The organism is Nocardia rhizosphaerae (genome assembly GCF_042650365.1).
Lineage (GTDB): Bacteria > Actinomycetota > Actinomycetes > Mycobacteriales > Mycobacteriaceae > Nocardia > Nocardia rhizosphaerae.
In genome coordinates this window covers 57,979-76,179 of record NZ_JBHSBA010000003.1, presented here as the reverse complement: position 1 = coordinate 76,179, position 18,201 = coordinate 57,979, and the positions used below count along the sequence as shown (strand labels likewise).

13 protein-coding genes are annotated in these 18,201 nt (G+C 69.0%); 2 read left to right on the top strand and 11 right to left on the bottom strand.

All coding sequences use genetic code 11. From position 1 onward, the window contains the following. Window position 1 precedes the first annotated feature (1 nt). Both ACFOW8_RS01880 and ACFOW8_RS01875 read right to left on the bottom strand, forming a co-directional pair. Window positions 2–1,318, bottom strand: coding sequence for an Hsp70 family protein (locus ACFOW8_RS01880; protein WP_378544450.1), 1,317 nt, complete (start codon window positions 1,316–1,318; stop codon window positions 2–4). A gap of 125 nt (window positions 1,319–1,443) precedes the next feature. After that, window positions 1,444–2,766: a UDP-glucose dehydrogenase family protein gene (locus ACFOW8_RS01875; protein WP_378544447.1), complete on the bottom strand. Its 1,323-nt coding sequence runs from the start codon at window positions 2,764–2,766 to the stop codon at window positions 1,444–1,446. A gap of 142 nt (window positions 2,767–2,908) precedes the next feature. Here ACFOW8_RS01875 and ACFOW8_RS01870 point away from each other — a divergent pair, with 142 nt between their 5' ends. After that, window positions 2,909–3,532, top strand: coding sequence for a YdcF family protein (locus tag ACFOW8_RS01870; RefSeq protein ID WP_378544445.1), 624 nt, complete (start codon window positions 2,909–2,911; stop codon window positions 3,530–3,532). Window positions 3,533–3,539: 7 nt separating this feature from the next. Here ACFOW8_RS01870 and ACFOW8_RS01865 read toward each other — a convergent pair whose 3' ends face one another. From ACFOW8_RS01865 to ACFOW8_RS01855, 3 genes are all read right to left on the bottom strand, one after another. Continuing rightward, window positions 3,540–3,938, bottom strand: a complete 399-nt coding sequence (locus ACFOW8_RS01865) for a PIN domain nuclease (RefSeq protein WP_378544442.1) — start codon at window positions 3,936–3,938, stop codon at window positions 3,540–3,542. An 11-nt stretch (window positions 3,939–3,949) separates the two neighbouring features. After that, window positions 3,950–4,150 (bottom strand): type II toxin-antitoxin system VapB family antitoxin, encoded by a 201-nt coding sequence (locus tag ACFOW8_RS01860; protein WP_378544439.1) that lies wholly within the window; start codon window positions 4,148–4,150, stop codon window positions 3,950–3,952. 112 nt (window positions 4,151–4,262) lie between these two features. Next, a complete protein-coding gene (locus ACFOW8_RS01855; RefSeq protein WP_378544436.1) occupies window positions 4,263–7,532 on the bottom strand; it encodes a (Fe-S)-binding protein in 3,270 nt (1,089 codons plus the stop codon). A 458-nt stretch (window positions 7,533–7,990) separates the two neighbouring features. Between ACFOW8_RS01855 and ACFOW8_RS01850 the strand changes: the two genes are divergently transcribed. Further along, complete coding sequence (locus tag ACFOW8_RS01850) at window positions 7,991–8,701, top strand: hypothetical protein (RefSeq protein WP_378544433.1); 711 nt, start codon at window positions 7,991–7,993, stop codon at window positions 8,699–8,701. Window positions 8,702–8,752: 51 nt separating this feature from the next. On the opposite strand, the gene ACFOW8_RS01845 is transcribed toward ACFOW8_RS01850, so the two are convergent. The 6 genes from ACFOW8_RS01845 to ACFOW8_RS01820 all read right to left on the bottom strand — a co-directional run bounded on the left by ACFOW8_RS01845 (window position 8,753) and on the right by ACFOW8_RS01820 (window position 18,008). Further along, window positions 8,753–9,598, bottom strand: coding sequence for an NRDE family protein (locus ACFOW8_RS01845; RefSeq protein WP_378544430.1), 846 nt, complete (start codon window positions 9,596–9,598; stop codon window positions 8,753–8,755). Between the two features lie 117 nt (window positions 9,599–9,715). Then, a complete protein-coding gene (locus tag ACFOW8_RS01840; protein WP_378544427.1) occupies window positions 9,716–10,978 on the bottom strand; it encodes a S1 family peptidase in 1,263 nt (420 codons plus the stop codon). Between the two features lie 143 nt (window positions 10,979–11,121). Further along, window positions 11,122–12,483 (bottom strand): S1 family peptidase, encoded by a 1,362-nt coding sequence (locus ACFOW8_RS01835; RefSeq protein WP_378544424.1) that lies wholly within the window; start codon window positions 12,481–12,483, stop codon window positions 11,122–11,124. A 117-nt stretch (window positions 12,484–12,600) separates the two neighbouring features. Then, window positions 12,601–13,716 carry a hypothetical protein gene (locus ACFOW8_RS01830; protein WP_378544421.1) on the bottom strand — a complete coding sequence of 372 codons (1,116 nt, stop codon included), beginning with the start codon at window positions 13,714–13,716 and terminating at the stop codon, window positions 12,601–12,603. Between the two features lie 43 nt (window positions 13,717–13,759). Continuing rightward, window positions 13,760–16,237 carry a LuxR C-terminal-related transcriptional regulator gene (locus ACFOW8_RS01825; RefSeq protein ID WP_378544418.1) on the bottom strand — a complete coding sequence of 826 codons (2,478 nt, stop codon included), beginning with the start codon at window positions 16,235–16,237 and terminating at the stop codon, window positions 13,760–13,762. Then, window positions 16,227–18,008 (bottom strand): Hsp70 family protein, encoded by a 1,782-nt coding sequence (locus ACFOW8_RS01820; RefSeq protein WP_378544415.1) that lies wholly within the window; start codon window positions 18,006–18,008, stop codon window positions 16,227–16,229. The genes ACFOW8_RS01825 and ACFOW8_RS01820 overlap by 11 nt, the downstream gene beginning before the upstream one ends. Between the last annotated feature and the right edge of the window lie 193 nt (window positions 18,009–18,201).

Here is an 18,201-nt window from a genome sequence, read left to right as displayed (position 1 = left end):
GCTACTGACCAGGCGGCGGGAAACCGGGCAGGACCACCGGCGGCAAGGTCGGCACCACGATCGGCGGCAAACCGGGCACCACGGTGAAGGTATTGGGGCCCGGCGTCGGCGCAGCCTCCGAAGGCTCCTCGGCGCTCTGCTGCGGAACCGGGGGCGCTGCCACCGTGGCGTGGACGGCGTCGGTGGCCGGTGCCATGTCCGAGGTCGGCGCGGCGACCGTCGGTGGCGGTGAGGTCGACGCGGGCACCGCATGAGAACCGTCACTGGAGTTGCCGCGCTCGAGCACCTGGGGGCCGTAGCCGAGGCCGAGACCGATCGCGGAAACCACCACGAGCGCGCTCACCGTGAGCACCGCGCCGTTCAGCTCGCGCCTGCTGTGCCCGGATCGGCTGGTGAGCGCGGCGAGCGGCCGACGGCGAGCGGGCGCGGTCAGCCAGGCCGGCGTGGAGTCCTCGACCGCATCATCCAGGCTCGCCGGTGAAGCGGTCGGCGCCTGCGGGACCTGCGCTGGCCTGGCCAGCAGTGCCGCACCACGCGCCAGCGCCGTCTCCGGTTCGGCGGGCACGATCACCGGCACCCCGATCGTGCGTTCCAGCACCCGCGCGATCAGTGGAATCCTGGCGCCGCCGCCGACCATCAACACCGCCTGCACCGGATGCTGCGAGCGAATGACGACGTCGCGCGTCAACCGCGCCGACGACTCGATCGCCAGCATCATCAGCGCTTCGAAATTCTCCTGGGTGAGCAGCACCAAGCCCTGCTCGCTCGGCAGCGCCACCGCATTGCTGCTCGACAGCTGCTCCTTCGCGGCCCGGCACAGCGCGTCCAGCTCGGCGAGGCCGACCGGATCGGACGGGTGTGCGATCCGGCCGGAGGCGATCTGCTGCTCCCGGATCAGCGAATCCAGATAGTCGCCGCTGATGTCGCTGATCCGGTCGCACTGGTACACATCGCTGGTCCTGGCGTTGACCACGCTCACCGTGAGACCCGAACTGCCCAGGTCGTACACGGCGAGATGGGATACCTCGCGCAGATCGGTCGTCGCGTGCGCGAACTGCACGGCCGCGACGGCTTCGGGGACGAGCTGATAGTTGGTGAGCTGGCGGCGGGCCATCGCCGCCCGGATCGCCCTGGCCTGCGGCTCACTTCGGAAAGTGACCGTGGTTGCCGCGATCTCCGGCGCGGCGGCCAGCGCTACAGCGATCGTGTCGGCCGCGGCCTCCTCGGTCTGCTGCTCGGGGAGCGACACGGTTTGCACGTCGAACGAATAGGGCGGCGTGAACCCGTTGGGGCCGGGGCGCGGACGTGCCAGACGCACGGTCCCGGCTCCCACCGATACTCCAAGTACCGCGCTCATCAGCTACCCATCTCGTTCCCATCGCACGACATGCGGAGCCCGCGTACTCGGGTCAACGCCCGGCAGCCCCCGCTTGGACCGCCACTCTACGGGGTGCCGAGTCCGGCGTACACCCACCCGGCGTCGCGCCAGGCAGCGCGATCGAGGCAGTTGCGACCGTCGATGATCGACCTGGTGCGCACCACCGGATCCAGATCGGCAGGCGTCAGTGCGGTGAACTCGTTCCACTCGGTGAGCACGAGCACCACGTCGGCCCGATCGCACGCCTCCGCCACCGAGGTCGCGTAGTTCAGCGTGGGGAACACCCGCCGCGAATTCTCCACGGCCTTCGGGTCGTACACGGTGACGACCGCGCCGTGCAGCTGGATCATGCCCGCCACATTCAGCGCGGGCGAATCGCGCACGTCGTCGGACTCCGGCTTGAACGCGGCGCCGAGCACGGCCACGTTCGCGCCGAGCAGGGAACCGCCGCAGGCGCGGGCGGCCATGTCGACCACCTTCGTGCGGCGGCGCATATTGATGTTGTCGACCTCGCGCAGGAAAGCCACCGCGTGGTCGGCGCCGAGCTCGCCGGAGCGGGCCATGAAAGCCCTGATGTCCTTGGGCAGGCAGCCGCCGCCGAAACCGAGACCGGCGTTGAGGAACCGGCGGCCGATGCGAGCGTCGTAGCCGAGGGCGTCGGCCAGCATGGTCACGTCGGCGCCGGTGGCCTCGCAGACCTCCGAGACCGCGTTGATGAACGAGATCTTCGTGGCGAGGAAGGCGTTCGCCGAGACCTTCACCAGCTCGGCGGTGGCCAGATCGGTGAGCAGGAAGGGGATCTCGGCGGCGATCAGGTCGGCGTAGATCTCGCGGATCTGCTGCTCCACCCAGCCCGCACGATCGCGGGCACCGTCGATACCGAGGACGAGCCGGTCCGGGCGCAGAGTGTCCTGCACGGCGAACCCCTCCCGCAGGAACTCCGGGTTCCAGGCCACCTCCACGTCGACCTTCGCCGCCGCGCGGGCCCGCTCGCCGAGCGCCGCGGCCGTGCCGACCGGAACGGTGGACTTGCCGACGATCATCGCCGGGCGCTCCAGCATCGGGGCGAGCGTATCCACCACGGCGTGTACGTATTTCAGATCGGCGCCGTACTCGCCCTTCTTCTGCGGGGTGCCGACCCCGAGGAAGTGCACGTCGGCGTGGTCGGCCGCGTCGGCGTAGTCGGTGGTGAACCGCAGCCTGCCCGCCGCGAGGTTGCGCTGCAGCACCTCGTCCAGGCCCGGTTCGTAGAACGGAACAACTCCATCGGCCAGTTTGGCCACCTTGCCGGGATCGACATCGACCCCGACCACATCGTGCCCCAGCTCGGCCATACACGCGGCATGCGTGGCCCCCAGGTACCCCGTTCCGAAGACTGTGCATCGCATACCTCCGTTGGTAAGCCGCTCGCGTGGCTACGCCGCGTCAGCGAGGCAAGTGGGGGCGCAACATCTGGTGTACAGGGAGAGACGTCGATGTTCACCGGCGCGGTAGCCTCTGCGCAGGGCGACGCCGCGTAAAGGGGAGTACATGAGTAACTCACCGGAGACGGGCGACCAGCCCGGCCGTCGGCCGCTGACGAAGAACGACCAGGCCGCGGGACAGAAGTCGCGGAGCGGTGGGACAGCCGCGCGCCGGGTGCTGGTCGTTCTCGGTGGGTTGCTGGTCGTGGTCGTTGTCGCGGTGGTGGCGCTGTGGCCGGTGTACGTGCGTCCGCGAACCGACGAGCCGCTGGCCGCCGACGCGATCCTCGTGCTCGGTGGTGCGCACGACGGTCGCGAACAGCTCGGATTGCGCCTGGCCGCCGAGGGCTACGCGCCCCGCGTCCTGATCTCGAACCCCTATGAATACAGCCCCATGATCAACCGCATCTGCCACGGCGGCTACCGCTTCGAGGTGATCTGTTTCGACCCGGACCCGCGCACCACCCTCGGCGAAGGCCGCGCACTCGCCCGCCGCGGCGCCGGCTGGGATCGCGTCATCGTGGTCACCTTCACACCGCATATCTCGCGCGCCCGCTACATCCTCGGAAAATGCTGGCCGGGTGAACTGTTGTTCGTCGATCCCGAACCCGACCTGTCACCGGCCCGCTGGGCCTGGGACTACGCCTATCAATCCGCGGGGTATGTGAAGGCTTGGTTCGCCGACTGCTGACCGGTGGTCAGCTCGTCGCGAGCCGATGGTGTGGCTGGCCGGTGGTCTCGGCGATCGTCTCGTAGTCGTTGTCGACGTGCAGCACTGTTGCACCGTGGATCTCCGCTGTCGCGGCAATGATCAGATCCGGGATCGGAAGGCGATGTGCGCCTTTGCCGGCGAGGAGTTCCTGCACGGTGAGCGCGCGATCCATCGCTTCCTCGGTCACCGGTAGCCACACCAGCGACTTCTGATGGCCGATCTTCGCCGTATAGTCGGCGAGCGACCGCGCAGAGTAGCCGATTTCGAGCGCAGTGAGATGGCACGCCGCGACCAGTGCGCCGGGTGCGCTGGTGATCTCGGCGAAGTCCGCTGCGGCGCTGCTGTCGCGCAGCACCCACTCGATCGCTGACTTGTCAGCCAGCATGAACGTCGTTCTCAGCGCCAGGCCCCCTTCGTACCCTCGGGTGAAAGGTCGGTGTCGGTATCCCGGAACTGCTGCAACATTTTCGCGACCGCCCGCCGGTTCGCGATCTCGCGGAGCGCGGCGTTGACAGTCGCCACTTTGGTTTTGGTCCCCAGCTCCTCTGCGGCGAGGTTCAGGGCGTCATCGTCGATGTCGATCAGTGTCCGGGACATGTCCTACCTCCAGATATCAAATCTGCCAAGAAGAGGATATCAAATTCTTGTGTCGGTCGATATAGCTCGGCCCCGAAACCGCCTACGGTTCCGGGGCCGAGGTGTTCTGTTGTCAGTTCTTGCGGCCGGGGGCCTTTGCGCCGGACTTGAAGCCGAGGCCGCCTGGCTTGGCGGTCGGCGGGGCGACCGTGGGGGTGCCGTTGCCGTTGGTGGGCTCGGCCTGGTCCGCCGTGGCTGGTGCCTCGACCGGGGTCTCCGGTTCGGCCGTGGCTTCGGGCTCGGCGGGGGCCGGAGTCGCTGCCGGGGCGGCGGTGCCGGGGGCCTTGGGGCCGGGGCGCTTGAAGCCGGACTTCATAGCCAGGCCCTTGGCGGCGACGGTCGGCTTGGTTTCGGTGGGGGCCGAAGCCGGGGCTGCGGAAGCTTGCGCGGCCGGTGCTTCGGTCGCCGGGGCCGATGCGGTGGTCGCCGCCTCAGCCGGAGCCTCCGTTGCCGGAGCCGCGGTGCCGGGGGCCTTGGGGCCGGGGCGCTTGAAGCCCGACTTCATGGCAAGGCCCTTGGCCGCGACCGTCGGCTTGGACTCCGACGCGGCCGCAGTCTCGGCCGCGGGCGCCTGGGCCGGTGCAGCTTCCGTGGCCGGGGCGCCGGCAGCGGTTGCCTTCGCACCTGGTGCCTTCGCGCCACCCTTCATGCCGAGACCGCCACCGGGTGCCTTCGCACCGCCCTTCATCCCCAAGCCCTTGACCGGGGGAGCGGCGGTATCGGCGGCCGGAGCCTCAGCCGACGCGGCGGCCGCGGGAGCCTTCGCGCCCGGCGCCTTGGCACCGCCCTTCATGCCCAGCCCGCCACCGGGGGCCTTCGCACCGCCCTTCATGCCGAGACCCTTGGCAGGCGCCGACGCGGCAGCATCAGTCGAAGTTGCTTCGGCCGCAGGAGCCTTCGCACCCGGAGCCTTCGCCGCACCCTTCATACCCAGGCCACCGCCGGGCGCCTTGGCCGCACCCTTCATGCCGAGACCACCACCGGGCGCCTTCGCGGCACCCTTCATCCCCAAACCGCCACCGGTCGGAGCCGCCTTCGCCGCAGCCGGAGCCGCCTGCGCCACAGGCGCCGACTCAGGCTCAGGTGCGGGTTCGGGTGCGGGTTCAGCCTTGGGTTCCTGCACCACCAGCAGATTCGCCGACAACTCCGCCGCATCGACCCGGGAGATCGAGTCCAGCATCAACTGCGCGACATCGACGACCTCGACACCCTCGCCCTGACCCTGCTCCTGACGGGCGGTGACACCATCGGTGAGCATCACCCGGCAGAACGGGCAACCGGTCGCGATCTTGGTCGGATTCGTCGAGAGCGCCTCGTCGACACGATCGACGTTGATGCGCTTACCGAGCTGCTCTTCCATCCACATCCGGGCGCCACCGGCACCACAGCACATCGACCGTTCGCCGTGGCGCGGCATCTCCACCAACGTCGACCCGGAGGCTTCCATCAGCTCACGCGGCGCGTTGTAGATCTTGTTGTGCCGACCCAGATAGCACGGATCGTGGTAGGTGATGTTCTGCGACACCGACGCCACCGGCACCAGCTTCTTCTGCCGCACCAAACGGTTCAGCAACTGCGTGTGGTGCACCACCTCGTAAGTGCCACCGATCTGCGGGTACTCGTTGTTGAGCGCGTTGAAGCAATGCGCACACGTGACCACGATCTTCTTGCGCGACTGCTCCACACCGTCGAACACCGAGTTGATGACCTCGATGTTCTGCATGGCCAGCTGCTGGAACAAGAACTCGTTACCCGCACGCCGCGCCGAGTCACCGGTGCAGGTCTCCTCCGCACCCAACACCATGAACTTGGTGCCCGCGGTAGCCAGCAGCTCGGCCACAGCCTTGGTGGTCTTCTTGGCACGGTCCTCATACGCACCGGCACAACCGACCCAGAACAGGTACTCGTAGCCGTCGAAACTGTCGGCGTCCTTACCGAACACCGGGATATCGAAATCGACCTCGGAGATCCAGTTCAAACGGTCCTTGGAGTTCTGACCCCACGGATTGCCCTTGTTCTCCAGGTTCTTGAACAACCCGGCCAGCTCGGACGGGAACTCCGACTCGATCAACACCTGATAGCGGCGCATATCGATGATGTGGTCCACATGCTCGATATCGACCGGGCACTGCTCCACACACGCACCACAACTCGTGCACGACCACAGCACCTCGGGATCGATCACACCGTTGACATCTTCACCACCGACCAGCGGACGCTCCGCCTCAGCCCGCGCGGCCTCGGAGATCTTGGCCAGCTTCGCCTCGTTCGGCTTGCCGTCGGCGTCGACAAGGCCGATCTCGTCGCCACCGGGGTCCTTGCGGCCACCCGCCAGCAGGTACGGGGCGACGGCGTAACCGTGGTCGCGCAGCGACATGATCAACAGCTTGGGCGAGAGCGGCTTGCCGGTGTTCCAGGCGGGGCACTGGGACTGGCAGCGACCGCACTCGGTGCAGGTGGAGAAGTCCAGCCAGCCCTTCCAGGAGAAGTCCTCCATGCGGCCGGCGCCGAGGTTGTCGACATCGGGGTCGACGTTCTCCATGTCGAGGACCTTGCCGTTGGAGATCATCGGCTTGGCCGCGCCGAGGGCGACGCCGCCGTCGGCTTCACGCTTGAAGTAGATGTTCGGGAAGGCAGAGAAGCGGTGCCAGGCCACACCCCAGGTGATGTTGCGGCCGACGACGAACAGCCAGACCATGCCGGACATCAGCTTGACGAACGCGAAGATCGAGATCAGCGTGACGTTGGCCGGGATGATCTTGGCGATCTGTCCGGTGATCGGGTCGGTCCAGGTGGAGTGCCCGGTGAGCGACAGCACGCCCGCCTTCACCAGCACCATGCCGATGCCCTCGGTGAGCACGACCCACTCGACGAAGTACGCCGGACCGAACTTCGAGCCGCTGAAGCGCGACAGGCGCGCCGGCAGGCGCGGGTGGTTCAGCTGGCGGATGATCATCAGCGTCGCGATGCCGACAACGGTGCCGACGCCGAGGATTTCGTCACCGAGATGGAACCACCAGGTGTCGCCGATGAACGGCCACGACCAGGTGGGATCGAAGGTCTGCCCGTAGGCCATGAACCAGAACTGCGCGCCGGCCAGGAAGCCGATCATCACCAGCCAGTGCGCCCAGCCGACAGTGCGGAACTTGTTCATCCTGGTATGCGCGATGAACTCGATCATCATCGTCTTGAACCGCGGGAAGAACGGTCGCCACCGGTCCGGCGCGGACTGGCCGATCGTCACGGCCTTCCCGATGTTCCATGCGCCGCCGAGGAACGACGCCCAACAGAACAGGCTGAGCACTGCTCCAATCGTGCCCAACGTGATTGTCAGGGCATTCATGTCGCGACCTTTCTTTAGAGGCAACACGAGGGTCATGGGCGAGCGGGCTCACCCAGTTGGCTCGTATCGTAACCGGCGCTAAGTTACCGGCCAGTAACTACCGGTGTCCACCGTAGGATCGGCATTTGTGCTCTGACCTTGTTTACTAGGGCTTGACCTGGGTTTTGCCTGTGAGCAATATCACACGAAAATCGCCTTCGGCGTGCCCATGTCCGCTGGTGAACACCGTAAACCGTCGGTGATCTGCGACGGAGCTAAGGTCAGGCTTACTTACTTGATCGAGATTCTGTGTGGCTTCATAGGATTCGGTCCATTAGGCTCCACCTGTTCTACTAGCTGTGCCGACCTTCACATTGCTCGGGGAGAAGTAAGGGACGCCTCACAGGGGTCTCCTACTTGACGGGTCTCGCATGTCGAGGGTTTGGGCGCTGTACCACACCTGATGGATTGGAACCTGAATGAACTTCCGTAGGACCACTGCGGCAGCCGCGCTGGTTATCGGCGCGATGACCATGTCGCTGGGAACCGCGCACGCTGAGCCGGTTCCCGCGGCGCAGGACATCAAGTACTCGGTGAAGCTGGTCGACAAGACGATCATCGCCACGCTGCAGAACGGCACGTTCGAGATCGTCGAGGAGGCGGGGGAGACTCCCGAGGCGCCCAAGACCAAGGTCGCCGAGATCAAGGACACCACCGGCGCGACTGTCGTCTCGCTGCCGATCGACTTCACGATCAACGGCACCGAGATCCCGACCAAGGCCGCGGTCACCAAGGACAGCACCATCCTCGCGCTGACCCCGGAGAAGCCTGAGGGCGTCGACGTCACCGCCGATCCGGTCGGTGTGAAGCCGGTGCTGAAGGCCACCCCGATCGCCTCGGCGCAGGAGAACCAGAAGGCGATCAACGACTTCTCCTCGAAGTTCAGCATCGGCACCGCCATCGGCACCTTCGTCGGCACCGCCATCGGCGCCGTCGTGGGTTGCGTGTTCGGCCTGCCGCTGTTCGGTGTCGGCTGCCTGGCCGGTCTGCCGCTCGGTGCCGCTGTCGGTGGCATTCTCGGCATGATCGCCATCGGCGGCCCGACCATGATCGCCGCCGGTGTCGAACTCCTGAACGTTCTGCAGGCGCCCGAGGGCACCACCGTGTGGGCCGAGAAGCCGAAGAACTGAGTCAACGCCTGAGGCCCCGCTCCGCCGAGGAGCGGGGCCTTTTCGCGTTTCTCACCCCAGTTCCAGCACCCCGGACACCGATTCCGCCCCCTCGGCCACCCCGTGCCGCCCGAACGTCCGCTCGGCCATGGTGAAGGTGCCGTCCTCGCGAACCAGCAGCACCGTGCTCGCCCGCGTGCCGTGTAGCTCATGGGCGACGAAGCGCGCCGATACGGCCCGCTCGAAGCCGAGCGGGATGCCGGTGCGCGGCAGTAGCTCGTCGGGTGCCTCGGTGCGGTCGGCGAGCAGGGCGAAGTAGTCGTCGACGGAATCCGGTGCGGTGGCCACGATCTCGTGCAGACCGGTCAGCCCGCTCGACACCTTCGGCCAGACCGGTGGCGCGCCCGCCCCGGTCACCATCGGATCCTGGGGACGGCTGTGGATGGATCCAGGCTCCGACAGAATATGCGCCGCATTGGACAGCGCGTGCAGCCCCGGCGCCAGCTCGGCCGGGCCGACGCCGCTGCGGTTGGACTGCCACCACAGCGTCCGCAGATCACTGACCAGCAGGTTGTAGCCCACGTAGGCGTCCGGTGCGGCTGTCATCTCGCGCAAGTATCGCGCCGGGGTGGCCGAACCGCGCAGATAGTCGAGCAGCAGCGCCCCTCGCGAGCGCGGACGCGGCGGGTTGTCCTTGGGATCGCGCACATTCGTCACCGTCGCGAACCGGGCGTCGTCGGTGCGCACACCGAGCCAGGTGCCAGGTGCCGACGCACCGAGATCACGCCCGGCCAGCAGCGCCTCCCCCGGCCACGGCCGCAGTGCCTCGGTATCGCGGGTGTAGAACTCGTCCCGGTTGGCGGCGACGATCAGCCGGTACTCCGGATGCGCTCGCCAGGCGAGCAGGACCAAACACATGCCACCAGCATGCGCGCGCGGACCCGGCACCGTGGCGCCCGCCCCCAGACACAGAAAAGTCCGGCAGCGCAACGCTGCCGGACTTCCCTGCTGCTCAGTGCCCGCGGAAACCCGCGCTCAGTTGGTGCGGACCGCCAGTCCCGGGTTGTCCGAGAGGATCACGCTCAGCGGCTGCGCGAACAGCTGCGGCACGTCACCGGTGATGGCGCCGATGATGTTCGGGATCTCGCAGATCGGGTAGTCGGCGACCGAGGACGCGCTGGAGATGCCGAGCGCCAGCCGACCGGACACGATCGCGCCACCCGAATCACCGGGCAGGGCGCAGATATTGGCGGAGAAGCTCTGGGTGAGCTGACGATCGCCGACCTGCACGGTCTGGTCGACGCCGTTGATGATGCCGCAGCTGAAACCGGTGCGCGAACCCGACTTGCAGACCGGGGCGCCGACCACCGGCACGGCGACACCGTCGACCGCGATCGGGTGGTTGCCTGGCACCCGGACCAGGTTGTTCTCGAAGCGAGCGCGCGCGTTGTCGTTCACCCGGATGATCGAGTAGTCCTGCTCGCCGAGCACCGACTTCTGGAAGGTGCCGAGCTGGGCGCCCGCCCGGTCGCCGTTGAGCTCGTAGATGGCGGCCGCGCCGTCGGTGCCCGCGGTGCCGAGATCCGGGTTGCAGTGACCGGCCGAGATGTTGATGACATTGCCAGCGCGGTCGGTGCCGTTGAAGCCGAGCGAGCAGCGCAGCGAGCTGCGGCCCATCACCGAGGCGTAGCCGTCGCCGCCCGCAAGCGCGCCGGTACCGTCACCGGCGATCGGGGTGGCGCTGAGCTCGACCTGCTCGCCCGCGACCGGCGGCGCGGTGACCACGACGCGGGACGGATCGATGAAGCTGGGCAGCGGGAGACCGGCCTGGTCGACCCGCACCGCGATCGCGTTGTTCACCGGGTCGATGACAACGCCACGCACCAGCGCCGACACCTCGGCGGGCGCGGCGGCCAGCCAGTTCTCGAACGCGGTCTTCTCGCCGCGCAGCGCCGACTCGCTCTTGGCGACATTGCGCACCGCGAAACCGGCCGACTCGGCGGCCGTCGTCGCCTCGTCGGCGCCGGGACCCTGCGCGAGCGCGACGACGGCGTTGCCCGCGTCGTCGAGCCAGGCACCCGCGAAGACCTGCGGGAACTGGCGCTGCGCTGTGGTGGTGAACGCCGCGACCTGCTGGGCGACGTCGGCGCGGCGCAGGTACTCCTCCGGCGAGATCTTCAGATCGCGGGTGACCGCCTCGACCAGCTGGGTGGGCAGATCCGCACCGGGCGCAGGCTGCGCTTCGGCCACCGCCATCGTGGGGCCGAACAGCAGAATCGCCGCGGATGCGGCGATCACGGACTTCCGAGCTCTTCTCGAGCTTCGCGCGGACGGGGTGCGACCCATACGTGGCAGGAGCATGATCGAACTATATGGGCTCGAACGGGTTATTCCTACTCGTACCGGGCAAGAGATTTCCCCCACCCGGTTGTGATCACGACTCAGCCCGCGACCGGCTTGGTCCGCACCGAGATCCCGCTGCCGAGCCCACCGCCCGAGCTCGCCTCGATGTCGGCGAGGATCGACCGGATCGGCACACCGAGCGAGGCGGTGCCGCCGAACGGCGCAAGCTGGGTGTTGGCCTCGGTGCAGTTGGGCGCCTCGGCCGCGTTGGAGCCGCTGGTGATGCCGAGGGCCAGCGTGCCGGTGACGATCGCGCCGCCGCTGTCACCGCCGAGCGTGCAGGCGGTGCTGGCGAACCCGCGGATGGTCTTGCTGACCCCCTCGGCGGTGAACAGCTGGGTCTCCACCCGCTCCGCCGAGACGAAACCACAGGTGAACTCAGAGGACTGCCCGGTCTTGCAGACCGGTGCGCCGGTGACCGGCTCCGCGGTACCGGTGATCGCCAGCGAGGTGCCGTTCGCGCCACGCACCCGCGGCAGATCCATGCCCCCGTTCACCGCGCGCTCGTTCAGCTGGATCACCGAGTAGTCCAGCGAGGCCGGACCGCCGAGCACCGACTTGGCGAAGGAACCGACCTCGGGGCTGTTCGGGATATCGCGCACGTTCGGCACATACACCGGTGCGGTGCCGCCGTTGTCGACGTTCGGATTGCAGTGGCCCGCCGAGATGTTCAGCGCGTTGCCCGCGGCATCGGTGCTGCTGAAACCGAACGAGCACACGTCGACGCCCTGCAGGCTCGTGTCGTGCAGGCTCTTGGTGGCGGTGATGTAGGTGTCGCCGCCCATCGGCCGGTACTCGACCGGACCGCCGCCGCCGGGGGAGAGCACCACCTTGATGGTGGCGATCAGCGTCGGCAGGTTCAGCAGGTGCCCGGTGCCGGAGTTGGCGATATTGAGCACCAGCTGGCTGTTGAGCACGTCGATGGCGACCGAGCTGATCGGCTCGGAGATCTCCCTCGGCAGCGCGGCGATCCACTGGCTGAGCTGCACCAGGGCGCCTTCCAGCCCGCCTGCCGAGATCGGCGCGAGATGGCTCTGGTAGCCGGCTGATTCGACGAGCTTGCCCGCCTCGGCGTCGGTGACCGCGACCACGGCCTTGCCCTCCGGCGTCAGCCACGCGCCCGCGAAGGTGTCGGGGTTGGCCGAGCGGAACTCGGTGGCGTATTCGCGCAGCTGCTGGGCGCGCGCGGCGCGGTCGAGATACTCCGTGGCCGACATCCCGAGGTCGCGCGAAATAGCGGTGACCAGTTCGGCGGGCAGTGCGTCGGTCGGAAGCTGTGCGGGCGCAGCGGGTTCCGCGGTGGCGAGACCGGAGCCGAGTAAGGGTGCCAGAAGTACAGTCGCGGCGAATCCGGCGGAGGCAGCCTTGACTGCGGCGCGACGCGCCACCAACTTGCGCATGAAATCCCTTCGTCGGCACGAGTGATCGAGACCACCGCCCGCGGCGGTGATGTCGGTCAGCGCATCACTCTAAGGCACGCGCGGGTGGCGGGCGCGGTTACGGTACCCCGTACCTGGTCAGTTGTATCCCGGAATCCGCATCGGTTCCGGCAGCGTCCCCGGCGGGTAGTTCTGGAACGGCAGCAACGGGCGGGTGGTGCTACGGCCCGGCGTGGTCGACGGTGGGGTCGTCGTCGGCTCCGGCGTCGTGGTCGTCGGCGCTTCGGTGCTGGTCGTCGGCTCCGGTGTCGGTTCGGGTTCCGGAGTGGTGGTGACGATCGGTTCCGGCGTCGTCGTCTCGACCACCGGTGGCGGTGGCACGACCGGCGTCGGGGTCGGGGACACGGTCGGCGAGTCATGGCGCGCGTCCGAGATCGACGGCGGGGTCGGGGTCTGGCCGCCGCGCAGCACCACCGACACCGCGACACCACCGAGCAGCAGCCCGACCAGCGCCGCGGCGGCGATCAGCAACGGAGTACGGCTGCGCGTCGCCGTCGGTGGCGCGGGCTGCGGTGTCGCCGCGGCGGCGGCGGTGTGGGTCGGCAGCGCCTTCGTCGCTTGCCCGGCCACCGGCATCGCCGCCGAATACGCCTGCGCGGTCACCGCGGGCTTGGCCAGCGTGGGAATCACGTCGGTCGCGACCAGGGAGTTCTCGGTGACGGTCGGATCGGGCGGGGTGGTGCCGGCCGGGGTAGCCAGCACCGCGACCAGCGCGGCCCGCGCGGCGTCGGTCGCGAAGGACGGACCCGGCTCCGCACCGTCCGCCGGCGCGGGCAGTTCGTCCTCACCGAGCAGCGCCACCGATTTCAGACCGAGATAGTCGAGCGCCTCGCGTACTCCGCGCACGATCTCCGGCGACCAGCCTGCCGGACATGTCGCGTAGAACTCGGCCGGTCCGCTGAGATACTCGGTGGTCTGATCGATCAGGCAGAACATGGCCGTTGCCAGTAGATCCTCGGCGCGGTAGGCCTCCCCGCCGTCCACGTCGACACCGGCCGGGTCGCCGACCGCGCGCACGAAACCGGCGATGGAATGCGTGTGCCCCGCCGGAGCGGGACCGCCGAGCGCGGCGTCACCGTCGTCGGACATGTGCAGCACCGTGTCCCGCGCGATGACCCGCACCGCACCGTCCTCGGTGACCACGGCGGCGATGCACTCGTCATCGGCCATCCGCAGGCCCACCCCAGTGGCCATCCGGTTTACCTCGCTTCGGCGTCGACCAACACTCCGCGCCGAGTTACACCAGCAGCGAACCGTGTCCCATGGCGCGGAGCATTGACAATAATTCCGATCGGGAGCGCGCGCCTATCCGGCGTCGGATCCGCGCGACGTGATGCTCCACGGTCTTCGCCGAAATGTACAGCCGAGCGCCGATCTCCCGGTAGGTCAGACCGAGCAGGACCAGCTCGGCCACCTCGCGTTCGCGTTCGCTGAGGGCGGAGGCGTCGATGGCTTGTGGTGCCGGGTCCTCCCGCGCGGGCGAGCCCGGTGCCTGAGCCGGTCGCGGCTCGACGGGCTGTGCTCGGGTACGTACAGAGCGCGCCAGCTTCAGCAACAGGGTCGCGGTCGCGGAATCTCCGACGGCGAGCGCGGCCTCACTGGCGAGGCGGGCGGCGTCCCATGTGAGGCCGAGCTCCGCCAGCGCCGACACCGCGGGCTGGACCTCGGCCGCCACCACCTGTCCGCGCAGGACGAGTACCCAAGTGCGCCCAGCATCGGCCAGCGCGGCGGCCTGGCGGTCACCGGCCTCCGCGGCCGTCTTCAGCGCGTGAGCGTGCGGCAGCAGCTCGCGCGGTGATTCCTCGGCCAGCGCGGCCTGTACCCCATACCAGTGGAAGGCGTTGGCCCAAGCGGGTGCGCGACCGATCTTGCGCAGCAGCGCGCGCGCCGCGTCGACCAGCGGCGTCACTCGCCTTACGTCGCCGACCCGGATTCCGGCCAGCCAGAGTTCGCCGATCGGCAACAGGCTCAGCAGGTCGGCTTCCAGCTCGTCGAACAGCGGACAGGCGGCCTGCCAGGCATTGGCAAGTGCCGCGTGGTCGCCACCACGACGGGCGAGACCGACGGCGAGAGCGTGCGCGAGGAGCTGGTCCCTGGCGTCGAGTGCGGGGATGTCGAGATCGGCGAGCAGGCTCGCGGCCTGTCGTTCGTCGCCACCGAGCAGCGCGGTCCAGGCACGCAGAACGGGGAGGTGGCGGCCCGTATCGGTGGTCCGGCGCAGGGCGTCTTCGGCGCGGCGCGGGTCACCGGTGCCGAGGCACAGCAGGGTGGCGACCGAGATCGGGGAGCAGGGCAGGTAGCGGCCGTCGGCGGAATTGCCCGCCTGGATCAACGCGGAGATCGCCGCGGCGGTGCCTGTGCCGTGCGGGTCGAGTGAGTCTGCAAGCGCGTCGGCGACCAGCCGCGCACTCGCGTCGGCTTCGGTCGGCGGCCAGTGTTCGGCCATGGCGGACATGCGGGCCGCGCCCGCCAGGTCACCCGATAGCGTGAGCACTGTCGCCGCGCAGGCCCAGTCGGCACCGATCCGATCCGCTCCGAGCCAGTTGTACAGTCCGGCCGCGCGGCTCACCAGTCCGCGCCGGGTCCGCACGCCCGCGCAGATTCGCACGGCGGCGACGAGATCGGAATGGTCCACGGTTGGTGCGGTCAGCAGTGGTTCGGCCAGCCGCCGCGCGGTGTGCGCGTCACCGGCGATTGCGGCCGCCTCGGCCCACCCCAGCGCGATCGGCTCGACGGGCGCGCCCGCCGCCGCCGCGGCGGCGTAGTATCGCGCGGGTTCTTCCGACTTCGCGGCGCCGTGGCAAAGGAACTCGGCCAGCCGGGTATCGACGACTCCGGACTCGGCGAGGATCAGCGCGGTGCGATCCCGCAGGAGCCCGGCGTCCAGGCGGGTGGCCAGCAATCTGCGCTGCACCGCAACAAAGCGTCGCTCACCGAGCAGACGTCGCAGCGGGTCGACCGCGGGGGCGAGGAGCAGATCGGCGTCGGTGACGAGCGCCCCAGCCCTGGCCCGGTCGATCATGGCGTGCGCGGCATCGGCGTCGACATCGAGCACTTCGGTGAGTTCGGTAGCGTCCAAACCGGTTCCGGTGGCGGCGATCACCAGGGTCTCGAGCAGATCTGGTTCGACGGTGTCCAGCAGGGTACGAGTCCACCCGGCGACGGCGTGGTCGACGGCGCTGACACTCATCTCCAGCGGGGCCGCGCGCACCGCCCGCAGCGCGGCGACCACGCCGCTGGGGATGCCCGCCGTCTGCTGATGGATGCGCAGCGCGAGCGGCTGGGACACGGCGACGCCGAGTTCCCTGGCGAACCCGGCGATATCGGCGCGGCCGAGCGGCCGCAGTTCCACGGTGCGGCCACGACGCGCCACCGCGTCGGTCAGGGTGCGCAGCCGGGCGTCGTGCGGTCGCGGTTGGCTGGCGAGCACGACAGAGCGGCCGGATTCGATGGCGGCGCAGAGCGTGCTCAGCTCGTCGTCGCCGCAACTGTGGATATTGTCGGCGACCAGCACCGCCGCATCGTCGTGCGCCGAATCGGCGACCGTGTGGCCACGGCGGCGAAGTTCGCTCCGAACCGCCCCGAGCAGGACCGACTTCCCGGTTCCTGCGCGTCCGCGGATGAGCATCAGGACGGGCTGGTGATCGATGGCGTCGAGCTCGCGGAAAACCGTGCGGGCGTTCGGGAGCGCGTCGAGGGCGATCTCAGCCACCATTTCCTCCGAGGACCTGTCCTGGCAGCCGCGTTCCCGACTCGACGGTGTCGCCGACCACGCCACCGAGATCCTCGACCAACCCGCCCGGATTCACCTGCACCGGGGGGAGGTTGGGGCGGGTTGGCGCAGGCGCAGGAGCAGGAGCGGGAGCGGGAGCGGGAGCAGGCGCGGGAGCGGGGGCGGGAGCAGGCGCCGGTGCCGGCTGGGCGGGTGACTGACCGGACTGCGGAGCGGCTGGGGCCGGAGCGGCGCCCGCCGGCGCTGGGGCTTGGGTCGCCTCACGCTGGGTGCCTGGTGCCGAGGCGCTGCCTCGAGCGGGTGGGCTGTCCGGAGTTCCCGCCTCGATCGTGCCTACGGGCACCGCGCCGGACGGCGCGACGCCTCCTGGCGTTCCCGGCTGCGATGGATCGGCCACGGTCGAATCGGTGGAATGCGCTGGTGTGCCGTCGGCGCCTGTGGGCGCGCCGACTCCGGGGATGGGCGCGCCGCTGGTTGTCGTCGCGGGTGCGGTCGGCGAGGACGGTGTCACGCCCCCGATCGCGAGGGTGCCGGTGGTCAGTGCCGCCATGGCCACAGCCGCTGCGCCGATGATCGCCGCCCGCCTCGCGGTGAACATGCGGGTGCGCACTGGCTCGGCGGCGGGCAGCGGGAGTTCCGCGGCCGCCGTGGCCTGTGGTGCAGGCACCAACACCGGTACAGTGGGGATGGCTTCGGTGGGCACCGAGACAGCGGCGACATCGAGTCCGATCTCGGCCGCTCCGTGCGCCGAACAGGTCGTTGGGTCGGCGCAGGCGGTGACTGGCAGCCCGAATTCGCTGGAAATCAGCTCGGCGACCAGCGGGATCGCGCCACCGCCGCCGGTGAGCAGTACCCGGCTGATATCGCCGGGGCCGAGCCCGGCACGGTGCATCGCGTCCCGGATCGTATTCATCGAGTCGAGCAGTGACGGGCGCAGCAGATCTTCGAGTTCGCCGCGAGTCAGCCGCACCTGTTCGGTACGAACCGCGGGGTCGAACATGCCGACCGGAACGACGGTCGCGGTAGTTCTGGAGAGCTCCTCCTTCGCATTCCCGCAACGGATTCGCAGTGCCGAGAGTTCTTTCTCGACGGCAGGATCGAACGGATCGATGGAATTCTCGCCGAGCGCGTTAGCCAGGACATAGCGCATTGTCAGAAGATCGAATTCGGTACCGGCGACAGCAGTGCTGTGGACTGCGGTGCCGAGCATCCCGGCCTCTTCGCCAGTACGCAGCGCGGATACCGTCAAGCCGCTCGCGCCGAGGTCGTAGACAAGCACCGCGCCGTCGTCGAGCAGTCCATTCTCCATCTCATAGCGGCGCAGCGCGGCCAACGGCTCCGGGACCAGCGTCACCTCGGTCAGGCCTGCCCGCCCGAGCGCGGCACGCGCGGTCTCGATGACCTGTTCCGGCCACCAGGCGGGACAGCAGGCGACGATCGTCGCCTGCTCGGCCGAACCGGCGAGCTCGGCGACCAGTGCGCGCGTGGCCGCGGCGACGAGATCGGCTGCGTCGTGCGTCGAACCGTCCGCTGCCAGCAGATCTACCGGATCGCCGACCCGGGACAGATAGTCGTCGACCACGACTCCGCCGGCGTGACGTGCGGCATCGGCGAACCTGGCCGAGCTGTCGGCGCCGACCAGCAGAGCACTGCGATGGGTGGTGACGGTGGAGCCTGCTTCGTCGGCCGCGGTGGCAACGGCAATCGAGTTCGCCGCCCCGACTGTGATACCGAGCGCCAGACGCTCTGTCATGTGCACAACCCCGTTCGCAGGACTCCGATGGACAGTGGAGCGGGACCGCCGTGGTGACCGGCTTCCCACTCGATCTGTCGGTTGCCAGGGGGCGGCCGTTACCCGCGCCGGGGCAAGTACGGGGAATTTCCCCTAATCACCAAGGACCCCCTAGTGGGTCGTGCCTCGCGCGAACTAGGGGTTTGCCCCGTTT